The sequence below is a fragment of the Streptomyces sp. NPDC006552 genome (assembly GCF_040611655.1).
GTDB lineage: Bacteria > Actinomycetota > Actinomycetes > Streptomycetales > Streptomycetaceae > Streptomyces.
Genome location: NZ_JBEXOS010000041.1, coordinates 1 through 20,940 on the forward strand (window position 1 = coordinate 1; position 20,940 = coordinate 20,940).

At 75.1% G+C, this 20,940-nt stretch carries 18 protein-coding genes; 4 read left to right on the plus strand and 14 right to left on the minus strand.

All coding sequences use genetic code 11. The features are described from left to right. The first annotated feature begins 17 nt into the window (after positions 1-17). Positions 18-1,460, plus strand: coding sequence for an MFS transporter (locus ABZY33_RS22865; RefSeq protein WP_356493532.1), 1,443 nt, complete (start codon positions 18-20; stop codon positions 1,458-1,460). A gap of 47 nt (positions 1,461-1,507) precedes the next feature. Here ABZY33_RS22865 and ABZY33_RS22870 read toward each other — a convergent pair whose 3' ends face one another. The 12 genes from ABZY33_RS22870 to ABZY33_RS22925 all read right to left on the minus strand — a co-directional run bounded on the left by ABZY33_RS22870 (position 1,508) and on the right by ABZY33_RS22925 (position 15,724). Beyond that, entirely contained in the window at positions 1,508-1,996 is a 489-nt protein-coding gene (locus tag ABZY33_RS22870) for a methylated-DNA--[protein]-cysteine S-methyltransferase (protein ID WP_356493481.1), read from the minus strand. Positions 1,997-2,008: 12 nt separating this feature from the next. Beyond that, complete coding sequence (locus ABZY33_RS22875) at positions 2,009-3,475, minus strand: AlkA N-terminal domain-containing protein (RefSeq protein ID WP_356493533.1); 1,467 nt, start codon at positions 3,473-3,475, stop codon at positions 2,009-2,011. An 85-nt stretch (positions 3,476-3,560) separates the two neighbouring features. Continuing rightward, positions 3,561-7,541, minus strand: coding sequence for a serine protease (locus ABZY33_RS22880; RefSeq protein WP_356493482.1), 3,981 nt, complete (start codon positions 7,539-7,541; stop codon positions 3,561-3,563). Positions 7,542-7,585: 44 nt separating this feature from the next. Then, a complete protein-coding gene (locus ABZY33_RS22885; protein ID WP_356493483.1) occupies positions 7,586-7,912 on the minus strand; it encodes a trypco2 family protein in 327 nt (108 codons plus the stop codon). 94 nt (positions 7,913-8,006) lie between these two features. After that, positions 8,007-8,522, minus strand: a complete 516-nt coding sequence (locus tag ABZY33_RS22890; protein ID WP_356493484.1) for an O-acetyl-ADP-ribose deacetylase — start codon at positions 8,520-8,522, stop codon at positions 8,007-8,009. Beyond that, positions 8,519-9,931 carry an NAD(P)/FAD-dependent oxidoreductase gene (locus tag ABZY33_RS22895; RefSeq protein WP_356493485.1) on the minus strand — a complete coding sequence of 471 codons (1,413 nt, stop codon included), beginning with the start codon at positions 9,929-9,931 and terminating at the stop codon, positions 8,519-8,521. The genes ABZY33_RS22890 and ABZY33_RS22895 overlap by 4 nt, the downstream gene beginning before the upstream one ends. A gap of 110 nt (positions 9,932-10,041) precedes the next feature. After that, complete coding sequence (locus tag ABZY33_RS22900) at positions 10,042-10,905, minus strand: inositol monophosphatase family protein (RefSeq protein ID WP_356493486.1); 864 nt, start codon at positions 10,903-10,905, stop codon at positions 10,042-10,044. Positions 10,906-11,009: 104 nt separating this feature from the next. Then, positions 11,010-12,851: a gamma-glutamyltransferase gene (locus ABZY33_RS22905; protein ID WP_356493487.1), complete on the minus strand. Its 1,842-nt coding sequence runs from the start codon at positions 12,849-12,851 to the stop codon at positions 11,010-11,012. A gap of 231 nt (positions 12,852-13,082) precedes the next feature. After that, positions 13,083-13,484, minus strand: a complete 402-nt coding sequence (locus tag ABZY33_RS22910) for a cold shock domain-containing protein (protein WP_356493488.1) — start codon at positions 13,482-13,484, stop codon at positions 13,083-13,085. A gap of 75 nt (positions 13,485-13,559) precedes the next feature. Beyond that, positions 13,560-13,790, minus strand: a complete 231-nt coding sequence (locus ABZY33_RS22915) for a hypothetical protein (protein WP_356493489.1) — start codon at positions 13,788-13,790, stop codon at positions 13,560-13,562. A 6-nt stretch (positions 13,791-13,796) separates the two neighbouring features. Further along, entirely contained in the window at positions 13,797-14,471 is a 675-nt protein-coding gene (locus ABZY33_RS22920) for a response regulator transcription factor (protein ID WP_356493490.1), read from the minus strand. Beyond that, on the minus strand, positions 14,468-15,724 hold the full coding sequence (locus ABZY33_RS22925) for a histidine kinase (RefSeq protein ID WP_356493491.1): 1,257 nt from the start codon (positions 15,722-15,724) through the stop codon (positions 14,468-14,470). The genes ABZY33_RS22920 and ABZY33_RS22925 overlap by 4 nt, the downstream gene beginning before the upstream one ends. Positions 15,725-15,905: 181 nt before the next feature. Between ABZY33_RS22925 and ABZY33_RS22930 the strand changes: the two genes are divergently transcribed. From ABZY33_RS22930 to ABZY33_RS22940, 3 genes are all read left to right on the plus strand, one after another. Further along, positions 15,906-16,910, plus strand: coding sequence for a carboxymuconolactone decarboxylase family protein (locus tag ABZY33_RS22930; protein WP_356493492.1), 1,005 nt, complete (start codon positions 15,906-15,908; stop codon positions 16,908-16,910). Further along, the gene (locus ABZY33_RS22935) at positions 16,907-17,767 is read left to right on the plus strand and encodes a class I SAM-dependent methyltransferase (RefSeq protein WP_356493493.1); all 861 of its coding nucleotides are present in this window, start codon (positions 16,907-16,909) and stop codon (positions 17,765-17,767) included. The genes ABZY33_RS22930 and ABZY33_RS22935 overlap by 4 nt, the downstream gene beginning before the upstream one ends. Positions 17,768-17,857: 90 nt before the next feature. After that, positions 17,858-18,529 carry a hypothetical protein gene (locus tag ABZY33_RS22940; RefSeq protein WP_356493494.1) on the plus strand — a complete coding sequence of 224 codons (672 nt, stop codon included), beginning with the start codon at positions 17,858-17,860 and terminating at the stop codon, positions 18,527-18,529. A gap of 15 nt (positions 18,530-18,544) precedes the next feature. On the opposite strand, the gene ABZY33_RS22945 is transcribed toward ABZY33_RS22940, so the two are convergent. Further along, positions 18,545-19,273 (minus strand): aspartate/glutamate racemase family protein, encoded by a 729-nt coding sequence (locus ABZY33_RS22945; protein ID WP_356493495.1) that lies wholly within the window; start codon positions 19,271-19,273, stop codon positions 18,545-18,547. An 82-nt stretch (positions 19,274-19,355) separates the two neighbouring features. Beyond that, entirely contained in the window at positions 19,356-20,846 is a 1,491-nt protein-coding gene (locus tag ABZY33_RS22950; RefSeq protein ID WP_356493496.1) for an NCS1 family nucleobase:cation symporter-1, read from the minus strand. Positions 20,847-20,940 lie beyond the last annotated feature (94 nt).

A 20,940-nucleotide genomic window follows, 5' to 3' on the forward strand; every position in this document is an offset into this window, starting at 1 on the left:
ATCGGATCGCCCGCAGCATGAACGTCGCCGCCTCCCCCCCCGCCCCGGCGGGCGGCCCGCGCGCGGGCCGCCCGGTCCGGGTCGGCGCCCTGATGGCGGCGCTGCTCGCGGCCAGCTTCGCCTTCCAGCTCAACGCCTCGATGCTCAGCCCCGCCCTGACCACGATGGCGGACGAGCTGCACACCTCGGCCTCGGCCATCGGCGCCACCCAGACGGCCTTCTTCACGGCCGCCGCGCTCTTCTCGCTGTTCCTGCCGCGCCTCGGCGACCTGATCGGCCGGCGCAAGGTGCTCACCGCGATGATGGTCCTGATGGCCGTCGGCTGTGTGATCTCCGCCCTGGCCGGCTCCGTCGGCACGCTCGCCGTGGGCCGCGTCATCCAGGGCGCCTCGGGCCCCACCATCCCGCTCGCGCTGATCATGCTGCGCGTCGAGGTGCCCGACCCGAAGCGGTACGGGACCCTGCTGGGCCTGGTCACCGCGGTCAACGGCGGGATCGCGGGCGTCGACTCGTTCGCCGGCGGCTCGCTGGCCGAACACCACGGCTACGCCTCGATCTTCTGGGTCATGACCGGCTTCGCGGCCCTCGCCGCCCTGCTCGTGCGCTTCCTGGCGCCCGACTCGCGCGCGGACGAGCGGCCCCCGATGGACTGGCCGGGCGTCGCGTTCCTGGTGGTCTCCGTCGGCGCGCTGCTGATCGCCTTCAACGAGGCGGGCAAGCTCGGCGACGCGAACTGGCCGCTCGCCGTCGGTCTGCTGGTCGTCGCGGCGCTCGCCTTCTGGGCGTTCTGGCGCACGGAGACGCGCTCCAGGCACCCGCTCGTCACCACGCACCTGCTGAAGCGGCGCGCCACCTGGTCGCTCCTGCTGTCGACGATGCTCACCATGACCGGCGTCTTCGCCGTCATGAACGGCCTGCTGCCCGGCTTCACCCAGGACACCGCGGCCGGCCTCGGCCTCGGCGCCGAGGGCGCGACCTGGTGGACGCTGACGCCGTACGCGCTCGCGGGTCTCGCCATGGGACCGCTCGCGGGCCGGCTCGCGGCGAGCTTCGGGTACGGCCGCGTCCTGCGCACCGGCCTGGTCGCCACGGCGGTGGCCACGGTGCTCGCCCTGCTGACCTTGCGGACCGACTCCCCGGGCCTGCTGCTCGCGTGCTCCCTCCTGCTCGGCGCGACCTACGCGGGCACGGTCAACATCATGCTCAACGGCCTCGGCATCCTGCTCTCCCCCAAGGAGAACCCGGGCTTCCTGCCAGGCCTGAACGCCGGCTGCTTCAACCTGGGCGCGGGCCTGAGCTTCGTCGTCCTGTACGCGGTGATGGACGCGGTCGCCCCCGCCGGCGGAACGTCCGTCGGCGGCTACAGCGCCGGCGTGGTGGCCGGCCTGGTGCTGATCGTGGCGGCCCTCTGCGCCTCACTGCTCATCCCGAAGCCGGTGGACGCGGAGGCGAGCACGTAAGCCCCGGTACGCGCCCCGACCGGCGCCTGCCCGCCGACCGGCCGGCCCTAGAAGAGGGCCGTGCCGCGTTCGAAGTCGAGCAGGCGCCGTTTGCGTTCCAGTCCGCCGCCGTAGCCGGTGAGTCCGCCGCTCGCACCGATCACCCGGTGGCAGGGGACGATGACGCCCACCGGGTTCTTGCCGTTGGCGAGCCCCACGGCCCGCGAGGCCGCCGGATTGCCGAGGGCCGCCGCGAGATCGCCGTAGGTACGGGTCTCGCCGTACGGGATCAGCCGCAGCTGCTCCCAGACGCGACGCTGGAAGGGCGTGCCGCGCAGGTGCAGCGGCAGGTCGAACGTCGTCAACTCACCCTGGAAATAGGCATTCAGCTGGTCGATGGCGGCGCCGAAGGGGCGCTCGTCGCGCTCGCCGAAGGTCTCCTCGGCGGGGCGGTGACGCTGCTCGGTCATGTAAAGACCGCACAGGGCGCCGTCGGCGGCGACCAGGGTGAGCGGCCCGTAGGGGCTGTCGAGGTGCGTGTGCTGCTTGTGTTCCATGGCCTTACGTCCTCACGCGGGCAGGAAGTTGATGGGATGGCTGTCGGTGGCCCACAGGTACTGGACGGCGTACGCCCGCCAGGGCCGCCAGGCCGCCGCGCGTGCGGTGAGGGCGGCCGGGGTGTGCGGCAGGCCCAACTCCCGTGCGGCGCGCCGCATTCCGAGGTCGGTGGGCAGGAAGGCGTCCGGGTCGCCGAGCGCGCGCATGGCGATGGCCTCGATGGTCCAGGGCCCGAACCCGGGCAGGGCGGCGAGACGGGCGCGGGTCTCGTCCCAGTCGGACTCGGGGCCCAGAGTCAGTGCGCCGTCGGCGAGTTGACGTACGAGGGTGAGGAGGGTGGTCCGGCGACTGCGCGGCAAGGCGAGTGTCTCGGGGTCCAGGGAGGCGAGCGCGGCCGGCGCCGGGAAGAGGTGGGTGAGGCCGCCCTCGGGGTCGTCGACGGGTTCGCCGTGGGCCTGGACGAGGCGGGCGGCGTGGGTGCGGGCGGCCGCGGTGGAGACCTGCTGGCCGAGCACGGCCCGCACCGCGAACTCGGCCTCGTCGACGGTGCGCGGCACCCGGCGGCCCGGCGCCTTGTCGACGAGGGGCGCGAGCAGCGGGTCGGTGCGCAGCCGCTCGTCCACGGCGACCGGGTCGGCATCGAGGTCGAGCAGGCGGCGGCAGCGGCTGATGGCGACGGTCAGATCGCGCCGGTCGCTGAGGACGAGCCGGCAGCCGATGTGCGTGACGCCAGGTGTCAGGGTCACGACGCCGTGCCCGTACGGGAGCCGCAGCGTGCGCCGGTAGGCGCCCGCGCGCCACTCCTCGACCCCGGGGACGGCGGTCGCCGCGAGATGGCCGAAGAGGTTGTCGGGGTTGAGGGGCGCGCGGAACGGCAGCCGGAGCGTGAGTGCGCCGGGGGCGCTCGGCGGGCCCTGGGGGGCGCGGGTGCGCAGTTCGCTCGGGGAGAGCGCGAAGACCTCGCGGACGGTGTCGTTGAAGGTGCGGATCGAGGCGAACCCGGCGGCGAACGCGATGTCCGCCATCGGCAGCCCGGTGGTCTCGATGAGCAGCCGGGCGGTCCCCGCGCGCTGGGCCCGGGCGAGGGCGAGCGGCCCGGCGCCGAGTTCGGCGCACAGCTGCCGCTCGATCTGGCGCGCGCTGTAGCCGAGCCGGCGGGCGAGGCCCAGGACGCCTTCGCGGTCCACGGTGCCGTCGGCGATGAGCCGCATGGCGCGGGCGGTCAGGTCGGCGCGCTGGTTCCACTCCGGCGAGCCGGGGCTGGTGTCGGGCCGGCACCGCTTGCAGGCCCGGTACCCGGCCTGCTGGCAGGCGGCGGCGCTCGGGTAGAAGACCATGTTGCGCGGTTTGGGCGGCACGACGGGGCAGCCGGGCCGGCAGTAGATGCGGGTGGTCAGGACGGCGGTGAAGAACACCCCGTCGAACCGGGTGTCCTTGGCCTGCACCGCGCGCACGCACCGTTCGGTGTCGGTGTGCATGGCGGCGGTGCCGGGTGCGTGCTCGGCGGTGGGCATGGTTCAAGGATCGGCCATGGTGAGCGGCTCGGCTGGCGGAAATCCGACATCATGGTGGGCCGGGCGCGGCCGGCTCGGCGGGGCCCGCAGGAGTCCCGTCGAGCGTGTTCAGCGCGGTCAGCGCGCGCACGGCCAGGTCGAGCGCGCCCTCCTCGCGGGCGCGGTCCAGGGTGTCCGTCAGGACGGCGACCGCGTCCCGCAGCCGCTCCTCGTCCACCTCGTCGGTCTCCCGCGCGACCGACAGAAGCGCTTCGCCGAGACAGACGCAGGCGAGCATGGGGCCCCGGCGTTCGACGGCGGTGGCACCGCACGCTCCGGCTGCTGCCGCCTGCGACGCGTACAGGCTCACCGACCTCTCGGCCGCCGCGAGCATCCGTGCCGGGCGGTTCAGATCACGCAGCACATCGGCCTTGAGGGCCCATAGCAGCGCGGCCCGTCGCGGGTCCGGCGGTTGTCCGGCGTGCAGGCAGGCGTCGAGCGTCTCCACGGCCCGCGAAGGGTGACCGGCCGCCACGAGCAGGCCGGCGAGGTTGATGCGGACGTCACCGAGGCGGGCCGCGGTGTCCTTGCCCCGGGCCGCTTCCGCGCACAGGATGCGTACCGCTTCCTCGGCCGGTGCCAGCCCCTGCGCCGCGCGGTCGGGTAGGTACAGGCAGGCGAGGTCGGACAGGCTCGCCGCGAGCCGCAGCCATCCGTCCGGGGTCCGGTCCGGGCCCTCGCGCCGCAGCCGGACGGCCTCGGCGAGGTCGGCGAGGCCGGCCTCGCGGTCGCCGGCGGCGGCGCGCCGATTACCGCGCCGATTCAGCAGGACGGACCGGTCCAGGCCCGGGTCCGCCGCCGAGTGTGCTCCTGACGCGTACAGCCGCAGGGCGCGGTCGAGCGTGGCGACGGCCCGGCCAGGGGCGCCGAAGTCGGCGAACGCCCGCTCCAGTACGAGGAGGGCGCCGAGCAGTCCGGGAGTCGGCGTCCCGTCCGCCGCCGCGGGCATGTCGCCGAGCACCTGCACCACCCCGTTGGCCGCGCGGAGGGCCAGGCGGTGTTCGCCGCGCAGCTGCCGCAATCCGCGGAGTTTGTCGAGCACCTCGGCGAGAACCGGGCGGAACGACGCGTCGTGGCGCACCCGGGCGCGGCACCACTGTTCCGCCTCGGCGAGCGCGTCGACGGCTGCGTCGGTGTCACCGTCGGCCCCGGCGCGGACCCCGGCCAACTGGAGAAGCCCGACCAGGTGGTGGGCGTAGGGTCCTGGCTGCCGCCGCGCGAGGGGGCGCAGCAGGCCGAGCCCTTCCTCGATCAGTGGCGCGGCGGCCGCGGTCTGTCCACCGCGCATCCTGACCCAGGCGGCCTGGGTCAGGATGGCACCGAGTTCGGCACGGCCGCTGTCCGGCACTGCCTGCGCTCTGCGCCGCACGTCCGGCAGGATTTCCTCGAAGACGGCGGCCGCTTCCTGGGGCCGTCCGGCCAGCTCCAGTTCGCGTGCGAGGTTGCCCCGCCACCCGTATGTGTCGGTCGTGCACTCCAGCGGCCGCGCCTCCCTGAGGCGCTCGCCCACTTCTTCGAGCGACGCGACCGCCTCGTCGTGCCGGTCGAGCCGGCTGAACACCATGGCCCGGGTGTTGAGCGCGCCCAGCAGCCGGCTGCGGACCTCGGGAACGTCGGCGGCGCTCCGGCCCCGGTCCACCGCCTCGTCGACCAGCGGCAGCGCCTCCTGCGGGCGGCCCGTGTCGCCCAGGTGCATGGCGCGCAGGTGGAGCGCGGTCACCAGGCCCGGCAGGTGCTCCTCCCCCTGCTCGCGGACGAGAGTGGCGGCGGCGCCGTGGAACAGCTCGAATATCGCGTCGGTGTCCCGGCCGTGCCCGCCCTGGCCGACCCGCCAGGTGAGTTCTTCCAGCGCCACGACGAGGTCGGCCAGCCACGGGGCCCGTCGCTCGTCGCCCTTGTCCGGCGCGTCCTTCATCAGCCCTCGCATCAGCACGGAGGCCATGTACATGGCATGACGCGCGAGGGCGTCGCTCTGCCCCGGCATGGCCTTCAGCATGCCGACGAGCATGTCCTGGCGGAGCCGGCGGGGCTTCAGGAGCAGCTCGACGGCGCGGACGACGGGTGCGGGGTCCGTCAGTTCGGCCACGGCGGCCACCGCGGCGGGGCCGAGCCGGGGGCCGTGCGCCACGATCAGCCGGGTGACGGCCTCGCCGAGCTCCGGTTGCTGCTGCCAGCCCCGGCCGAGGGCGGTGAGGGCCTGGTAGGAGAGGTGGCCGGGCAGGGCGGGCAGGAAGGCGTCGAGGAGGTCCGGGGTGGTGCGGACGGTCTCGGCGAGGTGGCGTTCGGCGAGCCGGTCCGGGCGCGGCGAGTCCCACAGCGCGGCCGTGTCGACGGGCGGGTAGAGGTCGGCGAGCCAGCCCGCCATGTCGAGGAGCTGTGCCTCGGGCTGGTCGCGCAGGCCCGGCATCGCGGCGAGCGCGGTGAGCGCGTCGGCCTCGGTGGCCGGGCGGACCAGGCAGGCCACCGTGACGGAGCGGCGCAACGCCCGGCCGGCCGGGGCCAGGCCCCGGTCGCGCGCGGCGCGGTCGCCGTAACGCCACTCGTGGTCGAGCAGCACGTCTTCCGGATCGGCTGTGCCGCCCGCCCGGGCGGCCACGGGTTCGGGTCCGCTCTGCAACAGGGCCGCCAGGACGTCCATCTGCCGCTCCAGCGCGGTGTGAGCGCTGCCCGCGCGGGGCCCGGGCGCGGGCAGCGCCGCGGCGAGCGAGGTCCAGTCGGTGTCCTGGTACTGGCCGAGCCGGGACAGCGCGGCCGCGAAGGCGTCGGCCACGGCCCGGTGCGGGGCGCCGGCCCCGTGCGCACCGGGAGCGCCGGCGTCCAGGACGGGCAGGGCGTGTTCGGGACGGGCCGCCTCGCGCAGCACCGGATGCCGTGTGCGCAGCCGCTGCCACCACTCGCCGGAGCCGCGCGCCAGCAGGAGCAGGCGGACGGGTCCGCCCGGGCCGCGCGCGGCGAACGCGCCGAGGAGCACGTCGAGCGCTTCGGCGCGTCCCTCGGCGTAGTCGACGGCCAGCAGGACGGGGGCCTGCGCCTGCGTCAGGTCCCGTACGGTCCGCTCGGCGGGCTTGCCCTCCGCGAGCAGACCGGCGATCCAGCCGTCCGCGCGCTTGCGCCGGGTCAGTTCCCGCGCGAAGCGCGTCTTGCCCTGGCCGCCGGGCCCGGTCAGCAGCAGCACGGACAGCTCGCCCGCCTCCTGCGCGCACCACTGCTCGGCGGTGGTGAGCAACTCCGCCCGCCCGTGGAACGGCACGGTCTCGGCGTCGGCGCGGAGCAGTCCCATCGGGGTGGCGGGGCGGTGCGGGGCGTGCGGGGCGAGCAGCGGTGCCAGTTCCACGGACTCCAGGGTCACCGGCGCCCCGGAAGCCGTCTCGACCAGGTGGCGGAACGCGGGGTCGGCGACCAGGAGTTCGATGGGGACGGCCTCGACCCTGCCGTGCCGCCAGTGCCGCGGGTCGACGACGATGACGCCGGTCAGCAGGTCGCCGCAGAACAGCGCGGCGCCCGAGGTGCCGGACCACGGGGAGTCGCCCAGGTCGGCGGGGGCCGTCCCGTCGACGAGGGCGAGGTATCTGCGTCCGCGGCGCCCGGTGCCGGGGTTCAGCGTGCCGCAGAGGTGCTCGGACTCGCGCAGGGCGCCGGCGTCGGGGGCCGCGTCCGGGAAGCCGACGGCCTGCCAGGGGATGCCGGGGGCCGTCCCGGTCAGGCGGCCCCAGCGCTGCGGTCCGGGGACGACGGACCGGCGGTCCGCGGCGACGATCCGCAGCAGGGCCGCGTCGACCGGCCCGTCGTCGCGGCTCCAGACGACCTCGCACCGCAGCCACGGGTCGCCTCCGTCGCTGTCGAGCGGCTGTACCTGCACCCGGGCTCCGGCGCGGACCGCGTCCGCGACGACATGACAGGCCGTCAGGACGAGGTCGGGGGCGACCAGATAACCGGACCCGTAGCCCCCGCACCACACCGTCATCACCCGCTGCCACGCGTCGTGCCGCACCGAGTCCCGCCTCTCCCCCGGACGCCGTCCGCTCCGCTCCGTGGTCAGGGGGCCGGTGGGGGCGGCGGTGTGCTGCCGCCCTTCGAGGCGATACGGGCGGCCTTGCCGTCCTGGGTGACGGGGTTGAGGGTCACCTTGATGCGGCTGGTCGCGGCCGTGGCCTGGTCGCCGCCCGCGGAGGCGTTGAGCACGTAGACCTTCACGCCGGCCGAGGCCGACCGGCTCTTGCGCACGTCGACGCCGAACTCCATCTCGATCGGGCCGAGTTCGAAGAGGATGCGCTCGTCCGTGCCGTCGTCGAGCGCCGCGTCGAGCTCCTCCCGGATGCCGCGCACCGCGTCGGAGAGCCCCACCCAGGGTTCCTGCTCCACCAGTTGCTCCGTTTCCCCGTGCCGCCCGGTCGGCGGCGTCTGTCCCGGACGGGAACGCTATCGCCAAGTGGCCGGGCGGGACAGCGGGTTGCCGTTACTCCAGCGCCCGTGCGAACACCTCGTGGGCCCGCTCGTCGAAGACGACGAACCGCACCTCCTCGATGCCGGGCGCGGGCGCGGTGCGGACCGTCGTGACGGCGATGCGCGCACCGTCGTCCAGCGGCCAGCCGTAGATGCCCGTGGAGATCGCGGGGAACGCCACCGTGCGGGCGCCCAGGTCGGCGGCGGCCTTCAGGGACCGGCGGTAGCAGGAGGCGAGCAGCTCGGAGCGGTCCTCGGTGGCGGACCAGCGGGGGCCGACGGTGTGGATGACGTGGCGGGCCGGGAGGCGGCCCGCGGTGGTGGCGACCGCCTGGCCGGTGGGCAGTCCCTTGCCGTAGTGGGAGGCGCGGAGCGCGCGGCAGGCGGCGAGGATCTCGGGGCCGCCCGCGCGGTGGATGGCGCCGTCGACACCGCCGCCGCCGAGCAGCGAGGAGTTCGCCGCGTTCACCACCGCGTCCACGTCCTGCCGGGTGATGTCGCCCTGGACCAGGACCAGCCGGGGGTTCACGCGGCGGCCCGCAGCCGGCGCCAGACGGCCTTCGCCGCGTTGTGCCCGGCCATGCCGTGGACGCCGGGCCCGGGCGGGGTCGCCGACGAGCAGAGGAAGACGGCCGGGTGCGGCGTGGTGTACGGGGAGAGGGAGAGCTTGGGGCGCAGCAGCAGCTGCAGGCCGCCGACCGAGCCGCACGAGATGTCGCCGCCGACGTAGTTGGCGTTGCGCGCGGCCAGTTCGGGCGGGCCCGCGGTGGCACGGGCGAGGACCAGGTCCCTGAACCCCGGGGCGAAGCGTTCCAGTTGGCGTTCGACGGCGTCGGTCAGGTCCCCGCTCCAGCCGTTCGGCACGTGGCCGTAGGCCCAGAACGTGTGCTTGCCCGCGGGCGCCCGGGTGGCGTCGACGACGCTCGGTTGCACGGTGATGAGGAACGGCCTCGCGGGTGCCCGGCCGTCGACCGCCGCGGCGCGCAGCGCGGCCGCGATGTCGGAGCGGTACGGGCCGATCTGCACGGTGCCGGCCCGCCGGGCCTCCGGCGCGGTCCAGGGCACCGGGCCGTCGAGCGCGTAGTCGAGTTTGAAGACGGCGGCGCCGTACCGGAACCGGTCGTAGTAGCGGCCGAGGCCCGCGATCCGGGCGAGGGCGGTGGGCGAGGTGTCGAAGACGTAGGCGCGGGCGGGCGGCAGGTCGTCGAGCCGCTTCACCGTGTAGTCGGTGTGGATCGCGCCGCCGAGATCCGACAGGTAGGCGGCGAGCGCGTCGGAGAGGGACTGGGTGCCGCCCCGGGCCAGCGGCCAGCCGCGCGCGTGGGCGGCGAGCGCGAAGACGAGGCCGATGGCGGAGGTCGCGAGGCCGGAGAGCGGGGCGATGGTGTGGGCGACGAGACCGGAGAAGAGGGCGGGGGCCCGCTCGTCGCGGAAGCGGCGCATCAGCCAGGTGGCGGGCGGCAGTCCGCGCGCGCCGAACCGGGCGAGGGTGAGCGGGTCCCGGGGCAGCGCGCTGAGCGGCAGGGACATGAAGTCCTGGACGAGGGCGTCCCAGCGGGGCAGGAGCGGCTCGACCAGGCGGCGGTAGGCGCCCGCGTCGCGCGGCCCGAAGGAGGCGGCCGTCTCGGCGACCGACCGGGCGAGGACGGCGGCCGTGCCGTCGGGGAAGGGGTGGGCCATGGGCAGGTCGGGGTGGGCCCAGCTCAGTCCGTACCGCTCCAGCGGCATCGCCCGGAACGCCGGGGAGTTGACGGCCAGCGGGTGCGCCGCCGAGCAGGGGTCGTGGCGGAAACCGGGCAGCGTCAGCTCCTCGGTGCGGGCGCCGCCGCCGACGGTGGACTCGGCTTCGAAGAGGGCCACGGACAGGCCCCGCCTGGCCAGTTCGACCGCGGCGGTCAGTCCGTTCGGCCCCGCACCCACCACGACGGCATCGAGCATCGACGGCACCTTCGGACTCCTTCGTCAGCCGACGGCCACTGCCCGCACAGGATATGCCGGACCGCCGGCGCCGCCGGGCGGGGGTGCGCCCGACCGGCGCCCGGGTGCGCTCAGGCGCCGCCGGCCAGGAGGGCCTGGATCCGGCGGGCCGTCGCGGCGTCGCGCGCGGCCGTGAACGGCAGGGCGTTCCCCCCGGTGAGCCGGAAGGGGACGCCGTCACGGGTGAGGTGGGCGCCGCCGGTCTCCTCGACCAGGAGCAGGCCGGCCGCGTGGTCCCACGCCAGCTCCCAGCCGAAGGCGACGGCGTCGAGGTCGCCGCGGGCGACGGCCAGGTACTCCAGGCCCGCCGAGCCGCACGGGCGCGGGGCGACGCCGTCCGTGCGCAGGCCCAGCAGGGTGCGCTTCTGCTCGTCGGTGGTGAAGTCGGGGTGCGAGGTGGCGACGCGCAGGTCACGGCCGGGCACGGGGGCGCCGGCGGGCAGGACGCGGCCGTCGAGCCGCGCGCCCCGGCCGCGCACGGCGACGGCGAACTCGCCGAGCGCGGGCGCGTACGTCCAGGAGGCGAGGACGACGCCGTCGAGCGCGAGGGCGACGAGGGTGCAGAAGCCGGGGTCGCCGTGGACGAACTGGCGGGTGCCGTCGACCGGGTCGACGATCCAGACGGGGGCGGCGCCCCGGATCGCGTCGTACGTGGCCGGGTCGGCGGCGACCGCTTCCTCGCCGACCACGACGGAGCCCGGCAGCAGGGCGGGCAGCTCGCGGGTGAGGTACTCCTCGGCGCGCCGGTCGGCGACGGTGACGAGGTCGTGCGGAGCGCTCTTCTGCTGGATCTCGTGGGCGGCGAGCTGCCGGAATCGCGGGGTGATCTCGGCGGCGGCCGCGGCGCGGACGGTGCGCTCGACGTCCGTCAGGAGCTGGGCGGTGACGTGGCGGGTCAGAAAGTCATCGATGCTTTCTGTGACTGTTTCGATCATGTCTCCATGAGAACACGCCTCACTGACACCGCGTACTGATCGGGTGAACTGTGGGTGGAATCACCGTGAAATCGGTGATTCCACCCACAACCGGATCCGGCCGGTCACCTGCCGACCGCGTACCCCTGCATGCCGCGCGGGTTCGCCGCCGCTGACAGGACGCCGGTGCGCGGGTCGCGGGCGACGGCGCACAGCCGTCCCTCGGACCAGGCGTCGCCGAGGGTCACGTCGTGTCCGCGGCGGCGCAGCTCGTCGACGATGTCCTTGTCCGTCCGCGACTCGACGGTGACCGAGCCCGGCCGCATGCCGCGCGGGAAGAAGGAACCGGGGAAGGAGTCGTTGTGCCAGTTCGGGGCGTCGATGGCGCCCTGGAGGTCGAGGCCGCCGCGGACGGGCGGGCGCAGCGCCACCGCGAGGAAGAAGTGCAGCTGCCACTGGTCCTGCTGGTCACCGCCGGGCGTGCCGAAGGCCAGCACCGGGACGCCGTCCCTCAGGGCGAGCGAGGGGGTCAGGGTGGTGCGGGGCCGGCGGCCCGGGGTGAGCGAGTTCGGCAGGCCCTCCTCCAGCCAGGCCATCTGGAGGCGCGTACCGAGCGGGAAGCCCAGCTCGGGCACGACCGGGTTGGACTGGAGCCAGCCGCCGGAGGGCGTCGCGGCGACCATGTTGCCCCAGCGGTCGACGATGTCGAGGTGGCAGGTGTCGCCGCGGGTCGCTCCGTCGGCGCCGACGTCGGGCTCGCCGGGCACCGGGGAGGTGGGGCTCTTGGCGACCGTCGGTTCACCGGCGCCGGCCACTCCCATGGCGTCGAAGCCCGGCTCTCCGGCGGCGACCGCGGTGGCGTGCGCGCTCAGCCGGGGTCCGGCGCCGAGCGGGCTGCCCGGCCGAAGCGCGTACGACGCCTGCGCCGGGTCGATCAGGGCGCGGCGCGCCGCGTTGTAGTCGTCCGACAGCAGGGCGGCCACCGGGACGTCCGCGGCGTCGCCGTACCAGGCCTCGCGGTCGGCCATGGCGAGCTTGCAGCCCTCGATGAGCAGGTGGACGTAGTCGGCGGACCCGTAGGCGGGCAGTTCCGGCGGGAGCAGGGCGAGCTGCTGGAGGAAGGCGGGGCCCTGGCTCCAGCCGCCCGCCTTGCAGAGGGTCCAGCCGTTCCAGTCGTAGGTGGCCGGGGCCTCGTAGGTCGCTTCCCAGGAGGCGAGGTCGGCGTGGGTGAGGGTGCCGGGGTGCCGCTCGCCGCTGGTGTCCAGGGTGGGGCGTGCGGCCTGGCGGACGAGCGCGTCGGCGATGAAGCCCTCGCGCCAGACCCGCCGCGCCTCCTCGATCTGCGCGGCGCGGTCGGTGCCCGCCGCCTCGGCGTCCGCTATGACGCGCTTCCAGGTGGCGGCGAGCCGGGGGTTGCGCAGCAGTTCGCCGGGGGCGGGGGCGTCGCCGCCGGCCAGGTAGATCTCGGCCGAGGAGGGCCACTCGTTCTCGAAGAGGTCACGTACGGTCTCGACGGTCTCGCCCACGCGCTCGACGGGGGCGTGCCCGTCCTCCGCGTAGCCGATGGCGTACTTCAGGACGTCGGCGAGGGACTTGGAGCCGTGGTCCTTGAGGAGGAGCATCCAGGCGTCGAAAGCTCCGGGCACAGCGGCGGCGAGGGGGCCGGTGCCGGGTACCAGGTCGAGGCCGAGCGCCTTGTAGTGGGCGACGGTGGCTCCGGCGGGCGCGACGCCCTGGCCGCACAGCACCCGTACCGCGCCGCCGGCCGGGGCCAGGATGATCGGCACCTCGCCCGCGGGGCCGTTCAGGTGCGGCTCGACGACGTGCAGCACGAAGCCCGCGGCGACGGCGGCGTCGTAGGCGTTGCCGCCGTCTTCCAGGACCGCCATCGCGGACTGGGAGGCGAGGTAGTGCGTGGAGGAGACCATGCCGAAGGTGCCCTGAAGGGTCGGCCGGGTGGTGAACAAGGAAGCTCCTAGCGGGGGCGGCAGTTCAGGAGTGCGGCATCGTACGAGACGCGGGCGCGGCGGCGGCGTAGAGGGACGGGCAGGGCAGATCGCGCCAGGCCCGCCCGCCCGTGCGCAACGCACGGGGCCCGGACCGAGCAGGTGAACTCGGCCCGGGCCCCGGGGTCCTACGGTGAACGATCTTCGGCCGTGGCCGGGCAACGGGTCAACCGCCCGCCCGGCCGGGACGGATCAGCTGTCCACCCAGCCGTGCTTGCGGCCGCTCTGCACCAGTTCGCGGCGGACCGCGAGGATCTGGTCGCCGGTCAGCGACGGAGCGGCGCGCAGCAGCAGTTCGGTGACCTCGTTCGTGAACTCGTCGACGCGCAGCACATCGCACATCACGTCGTCGCCGTCGGCCGCGACCCGGCCGGGCGCGGGCACGGTGGCCCCCTCGGCGAGCTGCACGGACGAGGCCTTGGGGCCCCGGTCGCCCTCCTCGATCTCGAAGGCCACCTTCAGCCCGGTGCGCAGGTACGACTCGGGGATGAGGAGGTCGTTCACGTGCAGGAAGACGTCCTCACCTCCGTCGTCCGGCGCGATGAATCCATATCCGCGCGCTCCGTCGAAGCGCACCACACGACCAGCGACCACGCCGACCCCCAACCACCACGGCGGACCCGGGGTCCGCGCCCTCCAGCAACTTCTGCGGATACTAGAGGGTCCCGCTCAGCGCCTGCGCCAGGCCGTGGTGCCGAGCCGGCCCGTGCTGCCCGGATCAAGGGGTGGATCGGGCCGCAGTGTCTGCGTGCCGCGGCCCAGGCGCGGGTCGACGGTGACCGGCGGGTGACCGGAGGCGCCCGCCTGCGGCGCCGTGTCCGGGGCCTGCGCCGCGCATGCCGTGACGAGCAGCGCCGCCACCGCGCACCCCGCGGCACGCCGGGCCGCCGCCGTCCCCACGTACCCTCACGCGCCCCGTGCGTGGTTGCGGGCCGCGACCAGGCCCGACTCGTAGGCGAACACGACGAGCTGGGCCCGGTCACGGGCGCCGAGCTTGGTCATGGCGCGGCTGATGTGGGTCTTCGCCGTGAAGGGGCTGATCACCATGTGCGCGGCGATCTCCTCGTTGGTCAGGCCGCGCGCGGCCATCGCGGTGACCTCGCGCTCGCGCGGGGTGAGGCACTCCAGGCCGGGCGCGCTCGTGCGGTCCGGGGGCCGGGCCACGAACGCGCCGATGAGGCGGCGCGTGACGGAGGGCGACAGCAGCGCGTCACCGCGGGCGACGACCGCGATCCCGGTGAGCAGGTCCTCCGGTTCGCTGTCCTTGAGCAGGAAGCCGGAGGCGCCCGCGCGCAGCGCCTCGAAGACGTAGGCGTCCAGGCCGTAGTTGGTGAGCATGACGACGCGGACGGGGGCCAGGGCGGGGTCGGCGGTGATGCGCCGGGTCGCCTCGATGCCGCTGGTGCCGGGCATCTGGACGTCCATCAGCACCACGTCCGGGACCCGCTCCCGGACGAGGCCGACGCCCGCGTCCCCGTCCGCGGCCTCCCCCACCACCTCGATGCCGTCCTCCGCGTCCAGCAGGGCCCGGAAGCCGGCGCGCATCAGCGCCTGATCGTCGACGAGCACGACGCGGATCACGGGGCGGTGCCCCGGCGTGCCGGGCGCCCGGCCAGAACCGCGTCCGGCGCGCCGCCGGGCGGGCCCGGGTACGGACCGGCGTCCGGCACCCCGGTGAGCGGCAGCACCGCGTGCACCTCGAAACCTCCGGCCTCGCGCGGCCCCGCCGTGAGCGTGCCGCCGAGCGCGCCGACCCGCTCCCGCATGCCGGTCAGGCCCGTGCCCTCGGTGACCGGCCGGGCCGAGGACCCCGAGCCGGTGTCCGTCACCCGGACCGTCAACGCGGCGTCGCCGTAGGCCAACCGGACCTCCGCCCGCGCCTCGCGGCCCGCGTGCCGGGCCACGTTCGTCAGGGCCTCCTGCACGATCCGGTACGCCGCCCGGTCCAGCGGGGCCGGCAGCGGGCGCTCGGCGCCGGTCACGGTGAGGTCGGCCGCGATGCCCGCCGCGCGGGCCCGCGCGACCAGCAGCGCGGGGCTGCCCGTGGGCTCGTCCGTGCGCAACACCTCAAGGGTGGACCGCAGTTCGCGCATCGCCTCGCCGCTCGCCTCCTGGATCGCGAGCAGCGCGGGCGGTATCTCCTCGCCGCGCTTGCGCGCGAGGTGGACGGCGACCCCGGCCTGCAGCTTGACGATCGAGATGGAGTGGGTGAGCGAGTCGTGCAACTCGCGGGCGATACGCAGCCGTTCCTCACCGGCGCGGCGCAGTCCCGCTTCCTCTCTGGTGCGCTCGGCCTCCAGCGCGCGCTGCTCGGTCTGGTGGAGGTACGCCTGCCAGTTCTTGTCGGCGAGCCCGGTCACGACGGCGCACAGGAACCAGCCCGCGAGCAGCATGCCGCGGGTCGCGGCGCCGTCCGTCGTGAGCGCGTCCCGGGTGACGTACGAGGTGAGGAAGACGCCGGCGGTGGCCGCCGCCAGGCCCCGGTGACCGGCCCGGGCCGCCGTGTGCACCGCGGCGAGCACGGGGAACGCCGCCCAGGGCCCGGGATGCGCGTGCACCACGTAGACCGTGGCGAGCGCCGCGGTGGCGAGCAGCACCGTGCGGGGCGCCCTGCGGTAGCCCGCCAGGGCGGCCGCCGAGGCCGTCATCAGGGCGAGGTCCAGCGGCCCGGGCCCCTCGTCCCCGAGCGCCGCGGCGAGCACCACGACGGCGCCGGCCACGGCGGCGAGCACCCCGTCCCCGAGATACGCGCGCCAGGAAGGCGCCGGCCCGGCGCCCCCGGCACCGGTGGCCGCCGCTCCCCCGCCCGCTCGCGTGTCCGCGTCCCCCGTCATGCCCCGAAGGCTAGAGGGCGCCACTGACAACGGCGTCCGCCGTGAGGACGGCTCCGGGCCCGCGGCTACTCCCCCGGGAGTAGAGCGAGGTGGGCTCCGCCGTACGACGCCCGCCGCACGGGCACCGGGCGAGGCTGGACGGGTCCACCAGCCCCGGCGCCACCGGCCCGAAGGAGCCCGCATGTCCGGCCCGTACCGCTACACCCGACCACCGTCGCCCGCGGCCGCCACCGGCACCGCCGCCACGGTCTGGGCGCAGACCGCCTCCGACTTCGGCATCGCCCGTCCCCCGACGCTCGTCGTCCTCACCTCCGCGCCCGAACTCCTCGCGCCGGCCTGGGCGTTGCTGCGCGAGTCGCTCATCGCGGGCAGTGGTTCGCGCACCGACCGTGAGCTGGTCGCGGCCGGTGTCTCCCAGGCGAACCGCTGCCCGTTCTGTGTCGACGCGCACGCCGTGCTGCTGCACGCGACCGGTGACCACGCGCTCGGCGAGGCGGTGGCCGCGGCCGCGGCCCCCCGCGACGAGCGGGCGGCCCGGCTGCTGGCCTGGGGGCGGGCCACCCGCGTGCCCGGCGCACCGGAGCTGACGCCACCGCCGTTCGCCGCCGCGGACCTCGCCTCGCACCTCGGCACCGCGCTGGCCTTCCACTTCGTCAACCGGATCGTCTCGGCGTTGTGCGACGAGAACCTGCTGCCCGCGGGCGCCCAGCGGCTGCGGGCGGTCCGTTCCCTGGCGGGCCGCAGCGTCTCCCGCGTCGTCCGCGCCGCGCACGCCCCGGGCGCTTCGCTCACCCTGCTCGACTCCCCGGGCCCGGGCCCGCGGTGGGCGGCCGGCACGTCGGTGGGTCCGGCCTACGACGCCCTGCGCGCCGCGGCGGCGTCCGGCGCGGACCTGCTGGACGACACCGACCTCGGCCTCGTCCTGGAGACCGTCGCGCGCTGGGACGGCTCGCATCCGGGGCCCGGCCCGGACGGGCTGCCGGACCGCGCCGAGCGGCCCGGGGCGCGGCTGGCCCTGCTCGCCGCGCTCGCGCCGTACCGGATCACCGCCGCGGACGTCGCGGCGTGGCGCGTACCGCCGTTCACCGACCGCTGTCTGGTCCGGCTGATCGCGTACGGGGCGTTCGCGGCCGTCGACCGGATCGAGTCGGCGCTGCCCGTGCCGGTGCCGCGGGAGCCGCGATGACCACCGCCAACCTCCGCCAGGAGCTGGCCTGGAACGGTCCGCTGGGCCGCCATTGGGCCGCCCACCACCGCCGCTTCGACGCGCTGCTGGGCGGGGCCGACGAGGCGTTGTTCGCGGCGGCCGCCCTCGCCCCCGGTGACCGGGTCCTGGACATCGGCTGCGGCGCCGGGGCCACCACCCGCACGGCGGCCCGGCTCGCGGCGCCGGGGCACGCCCTCGGCGTGGACATCTCGGTGCCGCTGGTCGAGCGGGCCCGCGCCCGCACCGCCGAGGAGGGGGTGCCGGGCGCGGCCTACGAGGTCGGGGACGCGCAGACGCATCCGTTCGCGCCGGGCGGCTACGACGTGGCCATCAGCCGCGGCGGGGTGATGTTCTTCGAGGACCAGGCGGCGGCCTTCGCGAACGTGGCGCGCGCCCTGCGCCGGGGCGGCCGGCTCGTCTTCGTCTGCCCGCGCCGGCCGGACGCGGGGACGGAGGAGAGCGTGGTGCTCGCCCGGTTCGCCCGGCAGCTCGCGGCGGGCGCGCGGGGCACGGTGCCCGCGGAGCCGGACCCCGGCGCGCGCGCCGCCGGCGCCGCCATGGCGTCCCTGTCCGAGCCGTACCGCGTCCACGGCGCGCTGCACCGCGCGTTCGGCCGGATCGCCGTCCGCCCGCTGGACGTGCACACCCGCTGGGGCGAGACGCCCGCGGACGCCGTCGACTTCCTCCTCGCGCGCACCCGGGCCCGGCAGGTGCCCGCCGCGACGCGCGCCGCCCTGGAGGACTCGCTGCGCCCCTATGCGAGCGCGCGCGGCGTCCGGACGCGCGCCGGGGTGTGGCTGGTCACGGCCGTACGCCGGGACGATGCCGGTCCGTGATTCCGGGGTGACGGAAGTGGCAGTATCGCCGCACAGGAACTCGTGTGAAACTGGCGTCCCCCACCCGCCGCTACGTAAGGGACGTACTGCGTGCGTTCTCTCCCGCTGCCGCTCACCCTGACCGCCCGGCTGCTGCCGGTCGCCGTGCTCGCCTGCGCGGGCTGGGCCTGGTCCACCGGGCCGATGTCCGACTCCGGCGACGCGGAGCACAAGGCGGCGGCGCCGCGGTCGTCGGCGCCGCACGACCCGAGCAGGAGCGTCGCCGCGAAGACATTCGCGAAGCCGCCCGCCCCGTGCGCCACCGTCACGGGCGCGACCGTCACCGCGCTGGTGCCGGGTGCGAAGGCGGCGGGCAAGGAACTCGCGGCGACCGACGAGTCGGTGCGCCGCGGCTGCTCCTGGAGCGCGCTCAAGGAGTACGACTACCGCTGGCTCGACGTCTCCTTCGAGGTGAAGGAGAGCGACGCCCTCGCCAAGGAGGCCTTCGTCTCCGGCGGTGACGCGGAAGGCACGGCGCAGGACCTCGGCGACCAGGCGCGGCTGACCACGGACCTCACCACCAAGGACAAGCAGCAGACCCGTGAGGCCGTGGTCACGGCCCGGGTCGGCAACGCCCTGGTGACCGTCACCTACAACGGCAGCGACTTCGAGTCCAAGGGCGCCCCGTCCGCCGGCACCGTGACGAAGGGCGCCCTGCGCGCGGCGGGCGACGCCGTCACCGCGCTACAGGCGGCGGCCAAGGACGCCTCGCGGCCGTCCTGACCTCGGCCGGTCCGGTCAACTTGCCTTTTGCAGCGGCCAGTTGCGGAACTTCTTGGGGCGCGGCGGCGCGTACGTGCGCACCTTGGACGTGGTGAGTCCGAGCCGGACGAGCGACTCGGCGACGGTCACGGCGGCGGCGACGCCGTCGACGACCGGGACGCCGGTGCGCTCGGTGATCCGCTCGGTGAGTTCGGCCATGCCGCCGCAGCCCAGGCAGATCACCTCGGCCCGGTCGTCCCGCACGGCGCGCGCCGCCTCCTCGACGATGGCCTCCACCGCGGCGTCCGGGTCGCGTTCGAGGTCGAGGACGGCCATGCCGCTGGCCCGCACGGACGCGCACCGGTCGGTGAGCCCGGCCAGCCTGAGCCGGTCCTCGATGAGCGGCACGGCCCGGTCCAGGGTGGTGACGACGGAGTAGCGGTGGCCGAGGTACTGGGCGGTGGACGCGGCGGCCTCGGTGATGTCGACGACCGGCACGTCCAGGAGTTCCTGGAGTCCCTCGCGCCCGTGTTCGCCGTATCCGGCCTGGATGACGGCGTCGTAGGGCTCCGGGTAGGCGCGCACCGTCTCCATGACGGCGATGGCGGCGAGGTAGCTCTCGTAGTTGCCCTCGACGGACTCGGCGCCGAACGCGGGGGTGAGCGCCACGATCTCGGTGCCGGGCGCGGCGACGGCCCGGGCCTGCGCGGCGATGGCCCCGGTCATGGACTCGGTGGTGTTGACGTTGCAGACGAGGATGCGCATGGCAGTGAGGGTGCTGCTTTCTGTGCGGGTGCCGGAGGCTCGGCTGCGGCCTCGGGCGCGGGTGGTGCGAAGGAGCCCGGCGTCAGGCGGCGTCGACCGCGATCGCCTCGCCGTCGATGTCGTGGGCAGTCCTGCTGCGGTCGGCGAGCACGACGTAGAGCAGCGCGGCGAGTCCGGCCCCGATGAACCAGGAGAAGCCGGAGACCGGGGTGAAGGCGGGCACCAGGGCGACGACGACGGCCACGGCCGCGGCGGGCCCGAAGGCTCCGACGGCGCGCAGGTGGAAGCCGGAGCGGTAGTGGTAGTCGCCGTCGGCGGCGTCGGTGTAGAGGGCGGGGACGTTCACGCGGGTCCTGCGCACCAGCCAGTAGTCGGCCATCACGACGCCGAAGGCCGGGCCGAGCAGGGCGCCGAGGCCGCCGAGGAAGTAGTTGACGACGGTCGGGCTGTTGTAGAGGTTCCACGGCAGGATGACCAGGCCGACGGCGGCGCTGACCAGGCCGGCGCGGCGGAAGTCGAGCTTGCGCGGGAAGAGGTTGACCAGGGCGTAGATGGGTGCGACGAAGTTCGCGAGGAGGTTCACGGCGATGGTCAGGGTGAGGAAGGCGAGGGAGGCGAGCACCATCAGCGGCGTGCTGGGGATGGTGGCGACGATGTCCTCGGGCCCGGTGACGACGGAGCCGTCGAGCGTGAACTGGCCGCCGGAGAGGACCACGACGATGCCGGCGAAGAAGAGCATGTTGAGCGGGATGCCGACGAGGTTGCCGACGACGATGGCGCGGCGGCTCTTGGCGGAGCGGGTGAAGTCGCAGAAGTTCAGCACGAACGTGCCGTAGATGACGACCCACAGGGCGGCGCTCTCGAAGACCTGCCGCCAGGCGTCGAGGCCGGTGGGGGCGGAGCCGGTGGAGACGGCGACGGTCAGGTCCGTCCTGGTCAGGATCCACCCGGCCAGGCAGCACATCGTGATGAGGATGGCGGGGGCGGCGAACGCCATGTACTTGCGGATCAGCTCCATGCCGTAGCTGACGATCACGACCTGGACGAGCCACAGCGCGAGGAAGGTGATCCAGCCGAGCGTGGACAGGCCGAGGACCGAGTTGTGGTCGAGGGAGGCTGCGCCAGGCGCGAGTTTCTTGACGACCGCGCGCAGGACGGACGACGCCAGGTAGGTCTGGATGCCGAACCACGCGATGGCGACGGCGCCGCGCACGGCGGCCGGAAGCTGGGCGCCCCGGGTTCCGAAGGAGATCCGGCTCATCACCGGGAACGGGACGCCCGTCTTGTGCCCCATGTAACCGGAGAGCGTGAGCAGGCCGAAGAGGAGCGCGGAGGCGATCGCGAAGGCGATGAGGATCTGCCAGACGCTCATCCCGAGCGCGAACAGGCCCATGGCGAAGGCGTAGTTGCCGAGGCTGTGCACGTCGTTGCCCCAGAGCGTGAAGACGTTGTACGCACCCCAGCGGCGGCCGGCCCTGCGGGTGGGGGCGAGGTCCGGACTGTAGAGACCGGGACTGGTCCCGTCCGGCCCCGCGGCCGCGGTGGTGGAGGTCTGTTCGTGCACGGCGACCATGACGCGCTCCTAAGTTCGAATGCGCCCAACTCGCCCACGGAAAGGGGCATTTGGGCGCACACCTCCGTGGGAGCGACGGCGCGCTCCGACGTCT

What these genes read in the sequence shown, in the direction of transcription:
- ABZY33_RS22925 (WP_356493491.1), bottom strand. Translation starts at nt 15,724, where the DNA reads ATGACGGGGGACGCGGACACGCGAGCGGGCGGGGGAGCGGCGGCCACC.
- ABZY33_RS22930 (WP_356493492.1), top strand. Translation starts at nt 15,906, where the DNA reads ATGTCCGGCCCGTACCGCTACACCCGACCACCGTCGCCCGCGGCCGCC.
- ABZY33_RS22935 (WP_356493493.1), top strand. Translation starts at nt 16,907, where the DNA reads ATGACCACCGCCAACCTCCGCCAGGAGCTGGCCTGGAACGGTCCGCTG.
- ABZY33_RS22870 (WP_356493481.1), bottom strand. Translation starts at nt 1,996, where the DNA reads ATGGAACACAAGCAGCACACGCACCTCGACAGCCCCTACGGGCCGCTC.
- ABZY33_RS22865 (WP_356493532.1), top strand. Translation starts at nt 18, where the DNA reads ATGAACGTCGCCGCCTCCCCCCCCGCCCCGGCGGGCGGCCCGCGCGCG.
- ABZY33_RS22900 (WP_356493486.1), bottom strand. Translation starts at nt 10,905, where the DNA reads ATGATCGAAACAGTCACAGAAAGCATCGATGACTTTCTGACCCGCCAC.
- ABZY33_RS22945 (WP_356493495.1), bottom strand. Translation starts at nt 19,273, where the DNA reads ATGCGCATCCTCGTCTGCAACGTCAACACCACCGAGTCCATGACCGGG.
- ABZY33_RS22875 (WP_356493533.1), bottom strand. Translation starts at nt 3,475, where the DNA reads ATGCACACCGACACCGAACGGTGCGTGCGCGCGGTGCAGGCCAAGGAC.
- ABZY33_RS22950 (WP_356493496.1), bottom strand. Translation starts at nt 20,846, where the DNA reads ATGGTCGCCGTGCACGAACAGACCTCCACCACCGCGGCCGCGGGGCCG.
- ABZY33_RS22895 (WP_356493485.1), bottom strand. Translation starts at nt 9,931, where the DNA reads ATGCTCGATGCCGTCGTGGTGGGTGCGGGGCCGAACGGACTGACCGCC.